Here is a 14,105-nt window from a genome sequence, read left to right on the forward strand (position 1 = left end):
CTTGTTAAAGGATGCTGCTGCACGAGGAGCGAGGGCTGAGACTACCTGGTGTGAACCCTATCTTTGCCGCACATAGTGGGGTGCGGTCGTTTTTAGCTGCTATTCACGAATGAGAAGGTGACTTCGCAGCGACACGTCGTGGAGTTCAGATTTAACGTGTAGGCGGAGTTGGGGCTGCGATCCAGACTTGAGGCCTAATTGGTAGAGCACGGTAGGTTTGCGCGTTTTCATCGAGTCAATGCTCCGTTTCGGTGCCGTCGTCCCATGTGAGGATGACAAGCTCGAGGAACCGTATTGAGTCGTCGAACCCGAGGCGCAATTCCCGCTGAGGGTGCTCTTCGTCGCGTGGGGTCGGAAAAAACGTGGCCTGATGTCGCGGCGGAAACCGAGTCGTCCGGATTGATGTCGTGTTGCGTGATGCTCCGAGGTACGTCCCATTCTAAATGGCGTTCTTGAATGTTTCGCGGATTGTGGCAATCGGCTTGCCGCTCAGCAGTCGCTCGTGTGAATGAAGCCCGTCCGCGACAGTGAAGCCCGCTGGAAGAATTGATCTCGGGTCGGGTGAATCCGAGCTGTGTCATCGCTGTCGTTCTCGCCTCGATCTCAGTGCCAACATCTGGGATGTACTGGGAGCTACGTCAGATAAATCTGGTGTAGAAGAGTAATCCGGTCTAGGTCGAGGAGAATTCTCCTCCCTTCGCGCAATCAACGTGTTTCCTGCGCAACTACTCAAGCGCCAGGTCTCCGCCGCGGTGCTCGCCGAGGCGGTGCCGCTGTGAGTCGCAGTTCGGCGTAGCGCATCGCGATGTGCTCAAGGCTGTCGTGCCATGCCAGAGGTATGTCGCTGCGTTGGACCGCTAGAGTGACATCGCGGAGATGGCAGGGGGTGCGATCGAGCGGAACCTGCAGGTCATCGGCGAAGCCGTGAACCATCTGCCCGATGAGATCACCGGCGCGCACGCCGAGTTCGCCTCGCCGCAGATTCGGGGCTTTCGCAGCATCCTGGTGCACCAGTACTTCGGCGTCGACCCGTGATGTCGTCGAGACTCATCTGCCGCCTCTCGCCGAGGCGCTACGTGAGTACGTTGCCACCGACTGGCGGCGCGGACCCAAAGGTTGTTCGGCTACGGAACGTGGGTCGAGTTCTGGTTTGACGCGTGATGGGAGCTGATCTTGCTCCTCGAGTCCCGTTGATCTTTGTGATCGGCCGGATTTCGTTCTCTTAGCTTTGTCTTTCCCCAGCGCACCATCGGAGCTATCATTGTTGATAGCAGAAGGGGGGTGGTGCTGATGGCATCCATTATCGTGCGTGGTCTCGATGACCGTGTGAAGCAACAGCTCGCAGCTCAGGCGAAGGAGAATGGGCGGTCCATGGAGGCCGAGGTTCGCGATATCTTGACGCAGGCGGCCCGCTTCCCGCATATCGGCATGGCTCTTCTGAATGTGGCACAGGATGTCGGTGGGGTCGGTGAGCTACCGATTCAGACGCGCGATGATGTCGCCCGGGTGGCGAGTTTCGAATGATCGTCCTCGACACCAACGTCATCTCGGAGATCTTTCGGCCCTCGCCGGAGCCTCGTGTCCTCGAGTGGCTCGCGTCGCTGACGGGCGACGTGGCGATCACGTCCATCACTCTTGCTGAATTGCTTGCTGGTATCCGGAGGTTGCCGGAAGGGCGACGAAAAGACGAGCTTGCTCGCGGGATCGATGAAGCGGTAGCACTCTATCGGGGGAGCCGCGCGGTACTCGCGTTCGATGCTGACGCGGCGGGGCGATACGCGGAGGTGCTGGCCTTGCGAGAGGCGGCAGGTGCGCGGATCAGTACCGCCAACGCCCAGATCGCTGCGATCTGCCTGGCACGCGGGGCAACCTGCGCTACGCGCAATGTGAAGGATTTCCAGCACACCGGCGTCGAACTCGTGAACCCGTGGGACGTGGACGATTGAAGCAGTATTCAATCGAGGTCCTCGCCCACCAAGAGCTCACCGAGGCTGATCTGCATGGGCTTCGGTCACTCTTCGACAGCGAGTATCTCGAGGAGTTCGGTGAGTGGGATCCGCGACAGCCTTACGGCTATGCGTCACATGATGTCCACAGCATGGCGCGGATCGAAGGTCGCGTTATCGGCCATGTGGGGTGGGCACACCGCGAGATTACTGTTGGAACCCAGACCCTTGCGATCGGGGGAGTCGGCGGTGTCTTGGTCTCCGCTGACGCACGAGGGGTGCACCTCGGGCGCGAACTTATGAGCTGGGCTGCGCAGTCGATGCGCGATCATGGCCGCGCCGCGTTCGTCTACTTGGGGTGTCGCGAGGAAGTCGTCCCGTTCTACGAGTCATGCGGGTGGAAGAGGATCCGTGCACGCGAAGGGTCGGTCGGGCGTGATGGTCGACCTGTCGTGACCGAGCCTGGCCCGCCGATCCTCATCCTGCCCATCTCGCCCCTCCAGATGTGGCCTGACGGAGACATCGACCTGCGCGGACGGGCTTGGTAGTCGCTGACTGCAGATGGATCTCCATGCTGGAAAGTGGTGGAGCCCCACGTCTACGTGTAGAGCGCCATGTCGACGTGCTGTCAGGGTAGGTACCCTGGAGGCATGCTGATCCCGTCATGACGCCCGAGACGCTCGCGCTGTGCGAGCTTCTAGCTGCGCGCCGTGACGAGTTCGAGGTGCTCCTCGATCGCTACCGCGCGACTAACCCGATGTTGTTCGGATCCGTGGCGCGAGGCACCGCGTCCGCTGGATCAGGCATCGACATCCTCGTCGAGACGGACCCCGCTGAGGGGAATCTTCTGATGCGTGGGTCCGGACTGCTCGAGCAGGCCCGCGCGCTGTTGGGGCGCGATGACATCGATGTGTCTCCTGCGCAACTGCTCGACGAGCCGGACAGGCTCGTCGAGCAGTTGCGGGCGGACGCGGCGGTGATGTCGGCGGACACGCTCATGTTGACGATTCCCAACCAGGTTGGCACCCAGTACTACCTGCACGTGCTCGAATCGTTCGCGAAGTACGTTGCTCCTGAACTCGGCTGGGAACCGGCGGACGCGGCGTCGACTCCTTGACGCCGCCCGCCCCGAGGCCCACGCCGACAACGAGCAGCGCCCGATGCCGAGCCGCACGCTCCCGTCCACGTCCAGCGCCTACGGCGTACCCGTGATGCTCTGCCGCTCTTCGTGCGGATTGTCAGGGTGCTCATGGTTTCTCCCTGCGCTCGAGAATCCCTCTCTGTTACACACATCGCGCCCGCCCCGAGGCCCACGCCGACAACGAGCAGCGCCCGATGCCGAGCCGCACGCTCCCGTCCACGTCCAGCGCCTACGGCGTACCCGTGATGAGTCCGGCGACCGACATCCACACGCCGGCGACGACCACGACCATCGGCAGGAGGGTCAGGCACATCGCGGCGGCGGCCGACCAGAGCTGGCGCGCCTCCAGCTTCGGCGTGGCGGTACTGATCCGCTCGGCCCGCCTGGCCATCAGCGACCGAAGTCGAGTACGAAACTATGAACTGGGTTCACTGGTGGAACACGAGACGATTGCATGAAGCTTTGGACTATCAGAGCCCAGCAGGACTAGAAGCCAGCTATCATATGCCCCAGGCCCAAGCTCTGAGCCTCGTATAAAAAGCGGAACAAAACCCAGGGCGCTTCACTCCGTCCTGAAATTGATGGAGTTCCTCCGTAAGGTGTGAACCGCAATCTAGGATCGATAGCCGCTCCGCGGGTAGGCGACGGCAGTATACTGGTCCCATGACTATCTCTGCTGGCGTGAATCTCGGCGCCATTCGTCGCGCCGCTCTGCGCCACGGCGTGGCAGAATTAGCGCTGTTTGGATCCGTCGTCACCGGAGACTTGGGCGAGGACAGTGACATCGACTTCCTCGTTGATTTCCTCCCCGACCGGCCGGATCCGTTTGAGGACTTCTGCGCGCTTCGCGACGATCTTCGCACCATCGTTAACCGTGATGTCGATCTGGTTGTGAAGCGAGCAATCCGCAATCCCTACTTCCGTGAGTCGGCGCTCCGCCAGGCAAAGGTTGTCTATGTTGCCGACATCTAAGGCCCACTTATGGGATGCCCATCAGGCATGCTTGGCTGCCCTATCCTTCGTCGAAGGGATCGACGTCCACGAGTTTCAAGTCAACCTACTCGTGCAATCGGCAGTGGAGCGACAGCTGGAGATTCTCGGTGAAGCATTGAACCGTCTGCGCCGCACAGATGCCCAGACCGCCGCCGAAGTTCCGGACCTTGAACGGATCATCGGGATGCGCAACATCATCGCCCATGAGTATGGCATTGTCGATCACGAGATCGTGTGGGCCGTGGTGGTTACGCGGCTGTCTCCTCTTGCTACCCGGTTGGCGGTTTTGCTCGAGGATTAACATTGGCCCAGAAATCGTGATCATTGAGGACTACGACCGGGGTGCAACATGACTGGGAAGCTTGACGCCCCGATTCACCCTGGCGAGGTCCTGGTGGGGGAATTCATCGACGGGCTCGACATCACGCGGCACAAGCTTGCAGTGTCCATCGGTGTCCTGCCGCGACGGTTTAACGAGATCGTGCACGAGTCTTGCTGGGATGAATGGGAGGCTCTGACGGTCTCGACCCTTGCGGTGTTCGCGAGGCAGGGGATGTTCGGTAACGACGAGCGGGATGCATTGATCCGGCGCAGGCCCCAGACAGACTGGATTGATCTCAACGGAGGTAGCCATGACGGGCACCTCGACGCCTTCGATATGTGGATCGACGTGCTCAGTCGCTGGCTGGCCCGCCAGCGAACCGATGCCACGCACGACCACGGGCGCTGATTTTCCCCATGCTGGAACTCTGCGAAGTTCCGGTCTATCGTGTGACGTCTGGGGAAATGGAGGTCACTCTTTCGCCTGGTTCGCTGCATGCTGTGGAGTGAACCAGGCGAGTCACATGCGAACCCCACGCTGATCCCGGTTCAGTATCGCGACCCGGTGCTTGGGCTCGTGTTCCTGGCTTGTGCGGCGAACCGCTTACAAGCCGTGCGTGAGTCGGTGAAGAGTTCTGCGCTGAGTTCGACGACGTTCAGCGCTCGTAGATCCTGTCGCGTCGACCGATGGAGAAGACTTCGATAGTGACGACATCGTCGTGGATGAGGGCGAGGATACGGTAGGACCCTACGCGGTAGCGCCATTCGCCCAAACGATTCGCGGTGAGTCCTTTGCCGAAGACGCGCGGGTCGAGGCATCCGTCGAGGTTGTTCTTGATCCAGGTGGTGAGGATCCGGGCATCGAACCGGTCCATCTTGTTCAGCTGCTTGCGTGCTCGTGCCGTCAACTCGACGCGGTACCGAGTAGGCTGTGCGGTCATCAGTCGAGTTCGTCGAGGATTTCGTCGATGCTGAAGCGCTCGCCGGAATCCTGTGCGACGGCCTCGCGCAGCTCCTGGAGGTCGTAGGAGTCCTCGATCTTTTCTAGGATGGCGGCACGTGCGAAGTCGGAGATGGTGACGCCTTCAAAGTGGGCGAACTTGCGGACGAGCTCGGCGTCTTGCTCGTTCATGCGGATTGTCATGGTGCTCATAGTTTCTCCCTGCGCTCGAGAATACAGTGTATTCAGCGATGTGTTCCGGCGCAAGATCAGGCGTCCGCACTGGATGTGGGGGACGGCGATAGTCTGGATGTGAATCGCCCTGGGTTTTGTTCCGCTTTTTATACGGGGCTCAGGGCTTGAGCCTGGGTCATATGATAACTTGCTTCGATTTCGGTCGGGGTCTGATAGTCCAGGGCTTCATGCAATCGTTTCGTGTTCCACCAGTGGACCCAGTTCATGGTTTCGAATTCCACCTCAGTAGCTGACGGCCAAGCGGGGCGAGCATAGATCAACTCGGCCTTATATAACCCGTTGACGGTCTCAGCTAACGCATTGACGCTCCTATATCTGTCAACTCGCTTTCTGCAGAGGTATAGCGGTGGCTGGTTGAGCTTTGACGAGGTGGTAGACCTCGCGGATGACGTAGCGTTTGAGGCATCGGATGATGTCGCGTTTGGACTTGCCCTCGGCCGTTCGTCTAGCCACGTAAGCTTTTGTCGGTTCGTGGTGTTGCATCCGGACAATGACGGTGCGGTAGATCGCGGCGTTGAGCTGGCGGTGACCGCCGTGGTTGATCCGGTGCCGGCCGCTGGTCTGTCCCGAGCCGGTGGGGATCGGGCTGATGCCTGCGAGTTTCGCGAAGGCTGCTTCTGATTTAATGCGTTCGGGATTATCGCCGACCACGATGAGAATCTTCGCGGCAGTGTCGGCACCGATCCCGAATTGCTCCAGTAGTGCTGGTCGGTAATCAGTCACGAGGGCGTTGATCTGTGATTCTAGTTCTTTGATCTGAGCATCGAGGAAGAGCCAGCGCCTTGCCAAGGCCCGTAACGAGTACCGCAGCGTCCCAGCGACTGTGGTCAGATCAGAGGGGCGTAACCGTGCTAGGTGGCGGGCGAGCTTGATTGGGGTCAGCTTGTTCGTGGTTGCTCGCAGGTGATCGTCACCGTGGACCAGCATCGCTTTGAGCGTGATCATCGCGGCACTGCGGTCTTTGACTGCAGTGCCGTGGACAACCTTGAGCAGGCGGAGCATCTCGACTGTGCCATCAGCAGTTTTCGGGGTTGCAGTAGCCATGCCTGCCAGTGCTGCCCGAGCAGCATTTCTCGCATCCAGGGTGTCGGATTTACCGTTCATTCTCCGAAGCCGGCGATCGGGCCTGCCCGCCTCCACAACACGATGACCATGACGGCGCAGATAGGATGTGAGCCCGGCTCCGTAGGATCCGGTCCCTTCGATACCGAAAACTAAGATCTGTCCATAGGTTTGGGCCCATGTGGTGAGTTTCGCGAACCCGAAAGTATCGGTGGGGATCGTTAAAGTATCGAGAATCCCGGCCACGGAGTCCATCACGGCTGCAACGTGGATGTGTTTATGTGTATCGACGCCGATGACAACGTATCCGGATCTAATATTTATCGGGGTTTCCATGGCACTGTGTTTCCTTGCTCGCTCGAGTGGACTCACACTGTCGCCTGCCGGGTGGACAGGACTGTCACGAGGAATGCGTAAAGCTCCAGGCTCCTATGAGGTCACTCCCGCCAGGTGTCAGTGCTCTGTTACATGCCTGTCCGGGTGCTCGACAGTACAACGCTAAGACACCATTGGGGTCATTCGTATGCTGGAGTCAGAGCTCACCGGTCAGGTCTACCCGATTCTTGCGGAACCAGGTGAAAACAGTCTGACAGTCGTACGCGTCTCCAGCAGTGCCAACCGAGGCCGTCAGACCAGCCCTGGCCAGATGTTCGGTGTAGCGAATGCTGACGTATTGCGACCCTCGATCGCTGTGATGAACTAATCCTTCAAGCGCTTGGCCCTTGGCGCTGAGCAACGCGTGTTCCAACGCTTCCAACGGCAGCGCATCGGTGCGCATCGTGGTCCGAGTCGCCCAGCCAACAATTTTGCGACTGAATGCATCGGTGACAAACGCGGTATAGCAAAATCCGCTGGTCGTGCGCACATAGGTAATATCAGCAACCCACAGCTGATGCGGTGCATTCACCTTGAAGTTCCGATTGACCAGATCCGGCCGGTGATCTGGCACCTTCGCTGGGCTCGTCGTGCGTGGCTTCCGGCCACGAACGACACCGCGGATTCCGGCCAGGCGCATCAGCCGGGCGACTTGGTCGCGGCCCACATCCCACCCAGCACGGGTCATGGCATGCCACATTTTGCGCACCCCATAGACCCCATAATTAGCCTGGTGCAACTCTTTGACCACCGGAATCAACGCCGCATCGCGTTGCGCGCGCTGACTGGCTGGTCGTGTCTTGGCTGCCCGGTACCCGCGTGAGGTGATAAACCCACGGTCTGTCGCACCCAACACGCGACAGATGGACTCGACTCCGAAACGATCCCTGAACATGTCAATGTAAGCAATCTGAAGTGCCCCGGGTTTTGTTCCTAGGCGTTTACCCTATTTTTGATTGTTTCTTGTGTTGGGTAGTGAGCCCAATAGTCGACTTCTACCTCGTGTGGTGTCCGATATCCCAGGCTTTGGTGGAGTCGGGCTTCGTTCCACCACGTCACCCATTGAAATGTGGCGATCTCGACCTCAATAACATCAGCCCACCGGCGGGTATGGATCAATTCATTCTTGTATGAGCCGTTGACATTTTCTGCTAGAGCGTTATCGTAGGAATCTCCCACTGTGCCGGTTGACGGAGTGATACCAGCCTCTGTCAGCTTGTCGTTATAGACAACGCTAACGTATTGGGAGCCGTGGTCAGCATGATGGACCAGACGCGTGGTTTCCTTCGCTGATGCAATGGCTTGATTCAATGCTTGTAAGGGGAGGGCTTCGGTCCGCATCGAATCCGATAGTGCCCAGCCCACGATCTTGCGGGAGAAGGCATCGGTGACAAACGCTGCATACACAAACCCTGTCACGGTGCGAACATAGGTGATGTCAGCAACCCATAACCGATTCGGTCCACTTGCTTGAAAGTCTCGTTTGACCAGGTCAGGGCGCGTATCAACAGTCCGTGGTTTACGTGTCGTGACAGGAGGCTTGCCTTTGCTCTTGCCGCATACCCCGGCCAGGCGCATCAACCGGCCAGTTTGCTCCCGGCCGATACTGATTCCTGCACGGCGCAGTACATGCCACATCTTGCGTACACCGTAGACCCCGTAGTTTTCTTCATGAATCTGGCAGATCATCTCCACGAGGTCAGCATCACGCAGTGCCCGGGCACTGGGGCCGCGGGATTTGGATTGGCGGTATCCCCGGGCAGTGATGAACCCGCCTTCGCGGTGCTGTTGTAACGTCTGGCAGATGAACTCAACCCCGAAATGATCACGGTATTCGTCGATGAATGAGATCATTTCTGACGTTTCGGGTCGAGTTCGGACGCGAAAAAAGCTGAGGCAGCTTTCAACAGTTCGTTGGTGTCACGAAGTTCTTGGTTCTCCCTGCGTAGCCGCGCATTCTCGGCGATCACGTCTTCCTCCGCACGGTGTACTCCACCGGCTTGACGAGCTTGTTGTACCCACTGGCGGGCTGTATGCCACGAAACCCCCAGCTTTGGGCCTACCAGTTTGCATGCTGCTTGGATGGATAGATTTTCTGCCAGAATACGGTCTTCTACGAGGCGAACCACACGGTCCTTCGCGTCCTGGTCAAACTTCTTCGGCATGGTCTAGATTTTCCCATCTACTCAGACGGAACAAAACCTGGGACAGTCCAGGGTGGTGCATGAGGTGTTTGGTGTGTTCGAGTGCGGACAGTGACATGTAGCGCTTTTGTTGGATCCAATCGTCGTGTTGCTCGGCAAGAACCGCACCGACAAGCCGGATGATGGATTCGCGGTTCGGGAAGATGCCCACGACATCGGTGCGCCGGCGGATCTCCCTGTTTAACCGCTCGGTGGGGTTGTTCGACCACACNAGATTTTCTGCCAGAATACGGTCTTCTACGAGGCGAACCACACGGTCCTTCGCGTCCTGGTCAAACTTCTTCGGCATGGTCTAGATTTTCCCATCTACTCAGACGGAACAAAACCTGGGACAGTCCACAGTGCGATAGACCCGTTCGACTTTCAACGCGGCAAAAAATGACTCAGCCAGGGCATTATCCCAGCACACACCGGTGCGGCCCATGGATGAACGCATTCCAAGGTCTTTGAGGAGCGTGCGATAGCGTGCTGAGGTGTAGACACTTCCTCGGTCGGAATGGAAGATCGCACCGGGCTTGATCACTGTCGTTGCGGCAGCGTTCTTTAAGGCCTGCTCCACCAGAGATGATCGCATATGATCAGCGATCGACCAGCCCACCACTTTCTTGGAGAAGCAGTCGATGACCGTGGCGAGGTAGATGAAGCCCTGCCAGGTGCGGATATAGGTGATGTCGCCAACGAACTTGATCCCGGGACGATCGGCGGTGAAGTCACGCTCAACTAGGTCAGGGACCTCCTCAGCGCCCCGGGTATCAGGTGTGGTGGTGACTTTGTAGGGCCGGACCTGACAAGGCACTAGGCCTTCGTCTTTCATGATCTGACGGACCAGCTCAGGTGAGCACTCAATGGCTTCAGCTCTCAGATCGGCATGGATACGCCGATACCCGTAGATGCCCTCCGATTCTTCAAAGAAGAAAATGATTCGCTTTGCGAGCTGTTCGCGCCGGGCACCGGTTGCCGATTGGGGGCGGCTGCGCCAGTGATAAAACCCCGAGGTCGATACCTGGAGCCATCGGCACATTGACGTCACCGGATTCGTGTTAGCTGGGTCGTTGCGCAGGGAGTCGATGTACTCATACTTGCTCACTACCGCTGCTCCCTCGCGAAGTAAGCGCTGGCTTTTTTCAGGAACTCTCGCTCCGCGCGTAGCTCTCGGTTCTCTCGTTCCAGCTCTTTGAGCCGGGCCCGCTCAGGCAGGGTTAGTGCTTCTTCGTCCCCGACGTTCTCTTGGCGGTACTTATAGACCCAGCCTCGTAAAGTCTCAGGATTGACGCCGTAATCCTTGGCGACAGCCCTGACCGGTTTCGAGGAGGAGACGACCTCTCGACAAAGCTCGTCTTTGAACTCCTGGCTGTAATGCTTGCGTGTTGCCGACATAAACTCGGATCTCTCTTTCAGTAACGCCCCCTCGATTGTAAGAGGGCCCACTGTCCGAAATCCCTAGGCCGCCCAGCCACCATCGGACTCGACAAGCTCTACTACGCGACTATCACCGAAGACCCCACCACGGGCGAGGAAACCTACGCCACCCCCACTCAGCTTGCTAAAGCCATCAGTGCTGAGCTCTCTGTGGAACTGGCAGAAGCAATTCTGTACGCCGATGACGGAGCGAGCGAGATCGTGAAGGAATTCAAGTCCGGTACCCTCACCCTCGGCGTGGATGACCTTGGCACCGAAGCAGCCTCCGCACTCACCGGCGCACACGTCGATGCCAACGGGGTGCTGATCTCCACCTCGGAGGACAACACAACCCCGGTCGCGATCGGCTTCCGCGCCGCACGCTCCAACGGAAAGTACCAGTACTTCTGGCTCTACCGGGTCAAGTTCGCCCTGCCCACCACGACCCTGGCAACCAAGGCCGACTCCATTACGTTCTCCACCCCGACGGTGCAGGGCACAATCCTGCGCCGTAACAAACCAGACGCTACTGGTAAGCACCCGTGGCAGGCCGAAGTCACCGAAGGGGCTGCTGGAGTGAAGGACGAGACCATCAACGCCTGGTACCAGGCCGTCTACGAACCCGCCACCGCAGAGTAAGGAGCCCCCAACATGAGCACCAAGAAAAAGACCACGTCTGCTGCCACTGTGACTATCGGTGGCAGCGAGTATGAGTTGATTTCGACCACGCGGGCCACGCGCGAGATCGCTGCCCGCTACGGCGGGCTGGAGAACCTCGGCGAAGCCTTGGAGACCAGTGAGGACTTCGCACACACGCTCGGTGAGGTGATCTGGCTGATCACTTTGCTGGCGAACCAGTCGGTGGCGATTCATAACCTCACCCACCCAGATGACCCGCAGACCGAGTTGACGGTGGATGCGGTTGAGCTCCTGACCGTGCCTGCCGATCTGTCGGAGTACCGCTCTGCGATTGCTACCGCACTCCAGCACGGAACCCGCCGCACGATCGAAACCGCACCGGTCCCAAAAGACCCGGCATCGGGCGCGTAGATACCAGCCTAGCCGCCACTTTCACCCGGCTTACCTACATTGGCATGGCGCACCTGCACCTGCGCCCACTCGAGGTGGAACTCATGGTGTTCGGGCAGCTGCTTGATTTGGTGGATTGCTGGCTGATCGACACCGGCGGAGCCGAACCAGTCAGGTACTGGTTCATCGACGACATCATCCCCGCTGGGATTTAGCCAGGTCTGCGATCAGATTCCAGGGCAGGTGCGTGCGCACGAATCCGCTTCGCCTGCGCCTGGGAATGCTCAACGCTTCCTCGGCTACCCGCTGGAGGAGAGTGGTGTCTGCTCCGAGTGCTTCAGCAATCCACACCAGCCCTTCGGGGTGTTGGAGCCGGTTATAGGTCGGGGGGTGTCCCCCGAGTAGTGGACACGGCGTTGGTGTCAGTTAGGCAACGAGGCCTACGGTAGCAGCCGTCGTCGCGGTCTTGAAGGCAAGGGGCGAGCGGTAGTCCAGGGCTGAGTGGCGTCGGCGAGTGTTGTAGCGGGTGACCCACCGGAAGACCTCGCGACGGCACACCTCGGCAGAGTCCCACCCACGAGCACCTTGGAGAGTTTCTCGCTTGAGGGAGGCGTTGAACGACTCGGGCATCGCATTATCCGCACTCGAACCGATCCGGTCCATCGACTGGCGGACTCCCAACCGCCGACAGGTGGTCTGGAAAGCTGAGGAGGTGTATTGCTTGGATTCAATCGGTGGTTGCAACACTGCTGTTTTGAATTGATTGTAATTGTTCTTTAAATACTTCGGCTGGGGTTCGAAATCCGAGGACTTTTCTTGGTCTGTTATTGAGCGTGTAGGCGATGGCGGCGAGGTCTTGGGCTGTCCATCGAGACAGGTCGGTGCCTTTGGGGAAATACTGGCGTAAGAGCCCGTTGCTGTTTTCATTCGTGGGCCGTTGCCATGGCGAGTGAGGGTCAGCGAAGAACACTTTCGTGCCCGTGGCTAGAGTGAAAGCGGCATGGTCAGCGAGCTCGGTTCCTCGGTCCCAGGTCAACGTTTGACGTAATTGTAATGGCAGATCGGTTATCGCGGTTTGTAGGGCGGAGTTCATCGCTTGAGCTCCGAATCCGCTCAAGGCAGGTCCCTTTTTCGTCCTTGGTTGTTCATCCCAGCCGTCCAGGCGAGGCAGGTGCACCAGCAGGGTCGACCGGCTGTAGCGTTCAATCACGGTCCCGATCGCTGAACGTCCGGTGCCGATGATCAAGTCGCCTTCCCAATGGCCAGGTACTGCCCGATCCGAGGCTTCAGGGGGCCGGTTAGAGATGACAACATCGTCAGTCACGTGTCCATGCGGTTTCGACTTGCTCCTGGCCCGGGGTTTACGCAGTGCCCGCCCAGTGCGTAGTGCGGCAACGAGGTCACGCTTAAGCGCCCCGCGCCCCTCGATATACAAGGACTGGTAGATCGCTTCATGGCTGATTCTCATACTCTCATCATCGGGGAAGTCAATCCTTAACCGCTGCGATATCTGCTCCGGGCTCCATGCAGTAAACCACTGACGGTCTGCCCTGTGAGGTTTGTTCCGGCCCTTCCACCCAGCAGTACCAGGCCCCGCCATAACGACCCCGTTTTCATCTCGGACCGTCCCGGCAAGACGATCCTGAACGTAGTCTCGCAGTCGCGGATTACCCACGAGTTTTGCTTGTTTGGGACGCTTGGCGGCTTCCTGAGCTTTCCACTGCGCCACCCCTGCCCGATAGACGGTCGTGCCACCACGGGTGGCAGCGTTACGCCGTAGCTCACGAGAGATCGTCGCCGGATTGCGTCCGATCCGGCGGGCGATCTCACGTACCCCCAACTCTTGGGAGCTTAAGATCGCGATTTCCTCCCGTTCAGCAAACGATAGATACCGCCCCGAGGGCTCGTCCAATGTTAAGGGTCTCATCCCACCAGCATGACGGAACCACCGTGTCCCTACCGGTACGGACACCCCCACCCTCACGGCAGCCTCCGCAGTCGTGATTCCCGTAGCGATCAACGCCCAAAAGTCACGTTGAACTGCCCGCGAGGGAACCGGCCGGCCAGGTGAACGCATCGGGGGACGAAGCGCCCGATCCGCACGCCACTGACGACGCACCTCCACCGGCATATCACCAGGCTTCCTACTCCAGTCATCCGTAGCCATCGACTCACACCTTTCCCACCAAGGTGTTGCGACAATCAATTGAATCCACCTTGCGAGCCTCGATCGGAGTGGACGGTCACGCCACGGGGATGTCCTCGTTTCCTCATTGCGTCATCTAACGCGGCCACAGCCAAACCTGATTTCATCCGCGCACTAGTGGCGTAGCCCACGATTTTACGCGAGTACAGGTCTTTGATCGCACACAGATACAGTTTTCCTTCGCCGGGTCTGCTGAAGGTTTAGGTGACAGCTTGTTTTCATGCCGCTGTTGCGG

General features: G+C 59.0%; 19 protein-coding genes and 5 pseudogenes. 12 read left to right on the forward strand and 12 right to left on the reverse strand.

All coding sequences use genetic code 11. The features are described 5' to 3' along the window. Positions 1–876: 876 nt before the first annotated feature. The 5 genes from BN1241_RS13120 to BN1241_RS12470 all read left to right on the forward strand — a co-directional run bounded on the left by BN1241_RS13120 (position 877) and on the right by BN1241_RS12470 (position 3,063). Complete coding sequence (locus tag BN1241_RS13120; protein WP_222704358.1) at positions 877–1,035, forward strand: HepT-like ribonuclease domain-containing protein; 159 nt, start codon at positions 877–879, stop codon at positions 1,033–1,035. A 255-nt stretch (positions 1,036–1,290) separates the two neighbouring features. Beyond that, the gene (locus BN1241_RS01055) at positions 1,291–1,524 is read left to right on the forward strand and encodes a FitA-like ribbon-helix-helix domain-containing protein (protein WP_054951897.1); all 234 of its coding nucleotides are present in this window, start codon (positions 1,291–1,293) and stop codon (positions 1,522–1,524) included. Further along, positions 1,521–1,946: a type II toxin-antitoxin system VapC family toxin gene (locus BN1241_RS01060; RefSeq protein WP_054951898.1), complete on the forward strand. Its 426-nt coding sequence runs from the start codon at positions 1,521–1,523 to the stop codon at positions 1,944–1,946. Before BN1241_RS01055 ends, BN1241_RS01060 begins: the two co-directional genes overlap by 4 nt. Further along, positions 1,943–2,494 carry a GNAT family N-acetyltransferase gene (locus tag BN1241_RS01065; RefSeq protein WP_147599165.1) on the forward strand — a complete coding sequence of 184 codons (552 nt, stop codon included), beginning with the start codon at positions 1,943–1,945 and terminating at the stop codon, positions 2,492–2,494. The genes BN1241_RS01060 and BN1241_RS01065 overlap by 4 nt, the downstream gene beginning before the upstream one ends. Before the next feature lie 116 nt (positions 2,495–2,610). After that, positions 2,611–3,063 (forward strand): nucleotidyltransferase family protein, encoded by a 453-nt coding sequence (locus BN1241_RS12470; RefSeq protein ID WP_082418139.1) that lies wholly within the window; start codon positions 2,611–2,613, stop codon positions 3,061–3,063. Between the two features lie 253 nt (positions 3,064–3,316). On the opposite strand, the gene BN1241_RS12695 is transcribed toward BN1241_RS12470, so the two are convergent. Then, positions 3,317–3,478, reverse strand: a complete 162-nt coding sequence (locus BN1241_RS12695; protein WP_230198221.1) for a hypothetical protein — start codon at positions 3,476–3,478, stop codon at positions 3,317–3,319. A 26-nt stretch (positions 3,479–3,504) separates the two neighbouring features. Between BN1241_RS12695 and BN1241_RS13535 the strand changes: the two genes are divergently transcribed. The 4 genes from BN1241_RS13535 (at position 3,505) to BN1241_RS13125 (ending at position 4,810) form a co-directional block, all read left to right on the forward strand. After that, positions 3,505–3,624, forward strand: coding sequence for a hypothetical protein (locus BN1241_RS13535; protein ID WP_390617982.1), 120 nt, complete (start codon positions 3,505–3,507; stop codon positions 3,622–3,624). A 126-nt stretch (positions 3,625–3,750) separates the two neighbouring features. Then, the gene (locus BN1241_RS01080; protein ID WP_054951901.1) at positions 3,751–4,059 is read left to right on the forward strand and encodes a nucleotidyltransferase family protein; all 309 of its coding nucleotides are present in this window, start codon (positions 3,751–3,753) and stop codon (positions 4,057–4,059) included. After that, positions 4,043–4,381: a HepT-like ribonuclease domain-containing protein gene (locus tag BN1241_RS01085; protein ID WP_054951902.1), complete on the forward strand. Its 339-nt coding sequence runs from the start codon at positions 4,043–4,045 to the stop codon at positions 4,379–4,381. The genes BN1241_RS01080 and BN1241_RS01085 overlap by 17 nt, the downstream gene beginning before the upstream one ends. 48 nt (positions 4,382–4,429) lie before the next feature. Further along, the gene (locus BN1241_RS13125; RefSeq protein WP_054951903.1) at positions 4,430–4,810 is read left to right on the forward strand and encodes a helix-turn-helix domain-containing protein; all 381 of its coding nucleotides are present in this window, start codon (positions 4,430–4,432) and stop codon (positions 4,808–4,810) included. A 247-nt stretch (positions 4,811–5,057) separates the two neighbouring features. On the opposite strand, the gene BN1241_RS01095 is transcribed toward BN1241_RS13125, so the two are convergent. From BN1241_RS01095 to BN1241_RS01130, 8 genes and pseudogenes are all read right to left on the reverse strand, one after another. After that, positions 5,058–5,342 carry a type II toxin-antitoxin system RelE family toxin gene (locus BN1241_RS01095; protein WP_077138213.1) on the reverse strand — a complete coding sequence of 95 codons (285 nt, stop codon included), beginning with the start codon at positions 5,340–5,342 and terminating at the stop codon, positions 5,058–5,060. Beyond that, positions 5,342–5,554 (reverse strand): type II toxin-antitoxin system RelB family antitoxin, encoded by a 213-nt coding sequence (gene relB, locus BN1241_RS01100; RefSeq protein ID WP_054951904.1) that lies wholly within the window; start codon positions 5,552–5,554, stop codon positions 5,342–5,344. Before relB ends, BN1241_RS01095 begins: the two co-directional genes overlap by 1 nt. Positions 5,555–5,682: 128 nt before the next feature. Further along, a pseudogene (locus BN1241_RS12100) lies at positions 5,683–5,898 on the reverse strand (integrase core domain-containing protein); the annotation flags it as partial. Positions 5,899–5,914: 16 nt separating this feature from the next. Then, on the reverse strand, positions 5,915–6,994 hold the full coding sequence (locus tag BN1241_RS01105; RefSeq protein ID WP_054951905.1) for an IS110 family RNA-guided transposase: 1,080 nt from the start codon (positions 6,992–6,994) through the stop codon (positions 5,915–5,917). 256 nt (positions 6,995–7,250) lie between these two features. Continuing rightward, positions 7,251–7,973, reverse strand: a pseudogene (locus tag BN1241_RS01110) (IS3 family transposase); the annotation flags it as partial. Next, positions 7,967–9,198 (reverse strand): IS3 family transposase gene (locus BN1241_RS01115; RefSeq protein ID WP_147599167.1). Its coding sequence is split into 2 segments (ribosomal slippage): positions 7,967–8,910 and positions 8,910–9,198, totalling 1,233 coding nucleotides; the frame shifts between segments, so codons are not numbered across the junction. The gene BN1241_RS01115 and the pseudogene BN1241_RS01110, both read right to left, overlap by 7 nt. After that, positions 9,182–9,448: pseudogene (locus BN1241_RS13130) on the reverse strand (transposase); the annotation flags it as partial. The pseudogene BN1241_RS13130 and the gene BN1241_RS01115, both read right to left, overlap by 17 nt. Positions 9,449–9,577: 129 nt before the next feature. Continuing rightward, positions 9,578–10,614 (reverse strand): annotated as a pseudogene (locus BN1241_RS01130) (IS3 family transposase); the annotation flags it as partial. Positions 10,615–10,695: 81 nt separating this feature from the next. Here BN1241_RS01130 and BN1241_RS01140 point away from each other — a divergent pair. From BN1241_RS01140 to BN1241_RS12910, 3 genes are read left to right on the forward strand one after another with little or no spacing between them, the layout of a single operon-like run. Next, a complete protein-coding gene (locus tag BN1241_RS01140) occupies positions 10,696–11,274 on the forward strand; it encodes a major tail protein (protein ID WP_054951908.1) in 579 nt (192 codons plus the stop codon). Between the two features lie 12 nt (positions 11,275–11,286). After that, complete coding sequence (locus tag BN1241_RS01145; RefSeq protein ID WP_054951909.1) at positions 11,287–11,685, forward strand: hypothetical protein; 399 nt, start codon at positions 11,287–11,289, stop codon at positions 11,683–11,685. 44 nt (positions 11,686–11,729) lie between these two features. Then, on the forward strand, positions 11,730–11,879 hold the full coding sequence (locus BN1241_RS12910; RefSeq protein ID WP_187117579.1) for a hypothetical protein: 150 nt from the start codon (positions 11,730–11,732) through the stop codon (positions 11,877–11,879). 211 nt (positions 11,880–12,090) lie between these two features. On the opposite strand, the gene BN1241_RS12915 is transcribed toward BN1241_RS12910, so the two are convergent. The 3 genes and pseudogenes from BN1241_RS12915 to BN1241_RS12105 form a co-directional block, all read right to left on the reverse strand. Then, positions 12,091–12,411, reverse strand: a complete 321-nt coding sequence (locus tag BN1241_RS12915) for a transposase (protein ID WP_390617984.1) — start codon at positions 12,409–12,411, stop codon at positions 12,091–12,093. Next, positions 12,392–13,795: an IS30 family transposase gene (locus BN1241_RS01155; RefSeq protein WP_147599188.1), complete on the reverse strand. Its 1,404-nt coding sequence runs from the start codon at positions 13,793–13,795 to the stop codon at positions 12,392–12,394. Before BN1241_RS01155 ends, BN1241_RS12915 begins: the two co-directional genes overlap by 20 nt. A gap of 86 nt (positions 13,796–13,881) precedes the next feature. Continuing rightward, positions 13,882–14,052 (reverse strand): annotated as a pseudogene (locus tag BN1241_RS12105) (DDE-type integrase/transposase/recombinase); the annotation flags it as partial. Between the last annotated feature and the right edge of the window lie 53 nt (positions 14,053–14,105).

This window comes from Flaviflexus massiliensis (assembly GCF_001375495.1).
Lineage (GTDB): Bacteria > Actinomycetota > Actinomycetes > Actinomycetales > Actinomycetaceae > Flaviflexus > Flaviflexus massiliensis.

Coding starts and splice junctions, on each gene's coding strand:
- BN1241_RS01085 (WP_054951902.1), top strand. CDS start 4,043: ATGTTGCCGACATCTAAGGCCCACTTATGGGATGCCCATCAGGCATGC.
- BN1241_RS01055 (WP_054951897.1), top strand. CDS start 1,291: ATGGCATCCATTATCGTGCGTGGTCTCGATGACCGTGTGAAGCAACAG.
- BN1241_RS13120 (WP_222704358.1), top strand. CDS start 877: ATGGCAGGGGGTGCGATCGAGCGGAACCTGCAGGTCATCGGCGAAGCC.
- BN1241_RS12470 (WP_082418139.1), top strand. CDS start 2,611: ATGACGCCCGAGACGCTCGCGCTGTGCGAGCTTCTAGCTGCGCGCCGT.
- BN1241_RS01080 (WP_054951901.1), top strand. CDS start 3,751: ATGACTATCTCTGCTGGCGTGAATCTCGGCGCCATTCGTCGCGCCGCT.
- BN1241_RS01060 (WP_054951898.1), top strand. CDS start 1,521: ATGATCGTCCTCGACACCAACGTCATCTCGGAGATCTTTCGGCCCTCG.
- BN1241_RS01145 (WP_054951909.1), top strand. CDS start 11,287: ATGAGCACCAAGAAAAAGACCACGTCTGCTGCCACTGTGACTATCGGT.
- BN1241_RS01155 (WP_147599188.1), bottom strand. CDS start 13,795: ATGCCGGTGGAGGTGCGTCGTCAGTGGCGTGCGGATCGGGCGCTTCGT.
- BN1241_RS13125 (WP_054951903.1), top strand. CDS start 4,430: ATGACTGGGAAGCTTGACGCCCCGATTCACCCTGGCGAGGTCCTGGTG.
- BN1241_RS01105 (WP_054951905.1), bottom strand. CDS start 6,994: ATGGAAACCCCGATAAATATTAGATCCGGATACGTTGTCATCGGCGTC.
- BN1241_RS13535 (WP_390617982.1), top strand. CDS start 3,505: ATGAACTGGGTTCACTGGTGGAACACGAGACGATTGCATGAAGCTTTG.
- BN1241_RS12695 (WP_230198221.1), bottom strand. CDS start 3,478: ATGGCCAGGCGGGCCGAGCGGATCAGTACCGCCACGCCGAAGCTGGAG.
- BN1241_RS01095 (WP_077138213.1), bottom strand. CDS start 5,342: ATGACCGCACAGCCTACTCGGTACCGCGTCGAGTTGACGGCACGAGCA.
- BN1241_RS12910 (WP_187117579.1), top strand. CDS start 11,730: ATGGCGCACCTGCACCTGCGCCCACTCGAGGTGGAACTCATGGTGTTC.
- relB (WP_054951904.1), bottom strand. CDS start 5,554: ATGAGCACCATGACAATCCGCATGAACGAGCAAGACGCCGAGCTCGTC.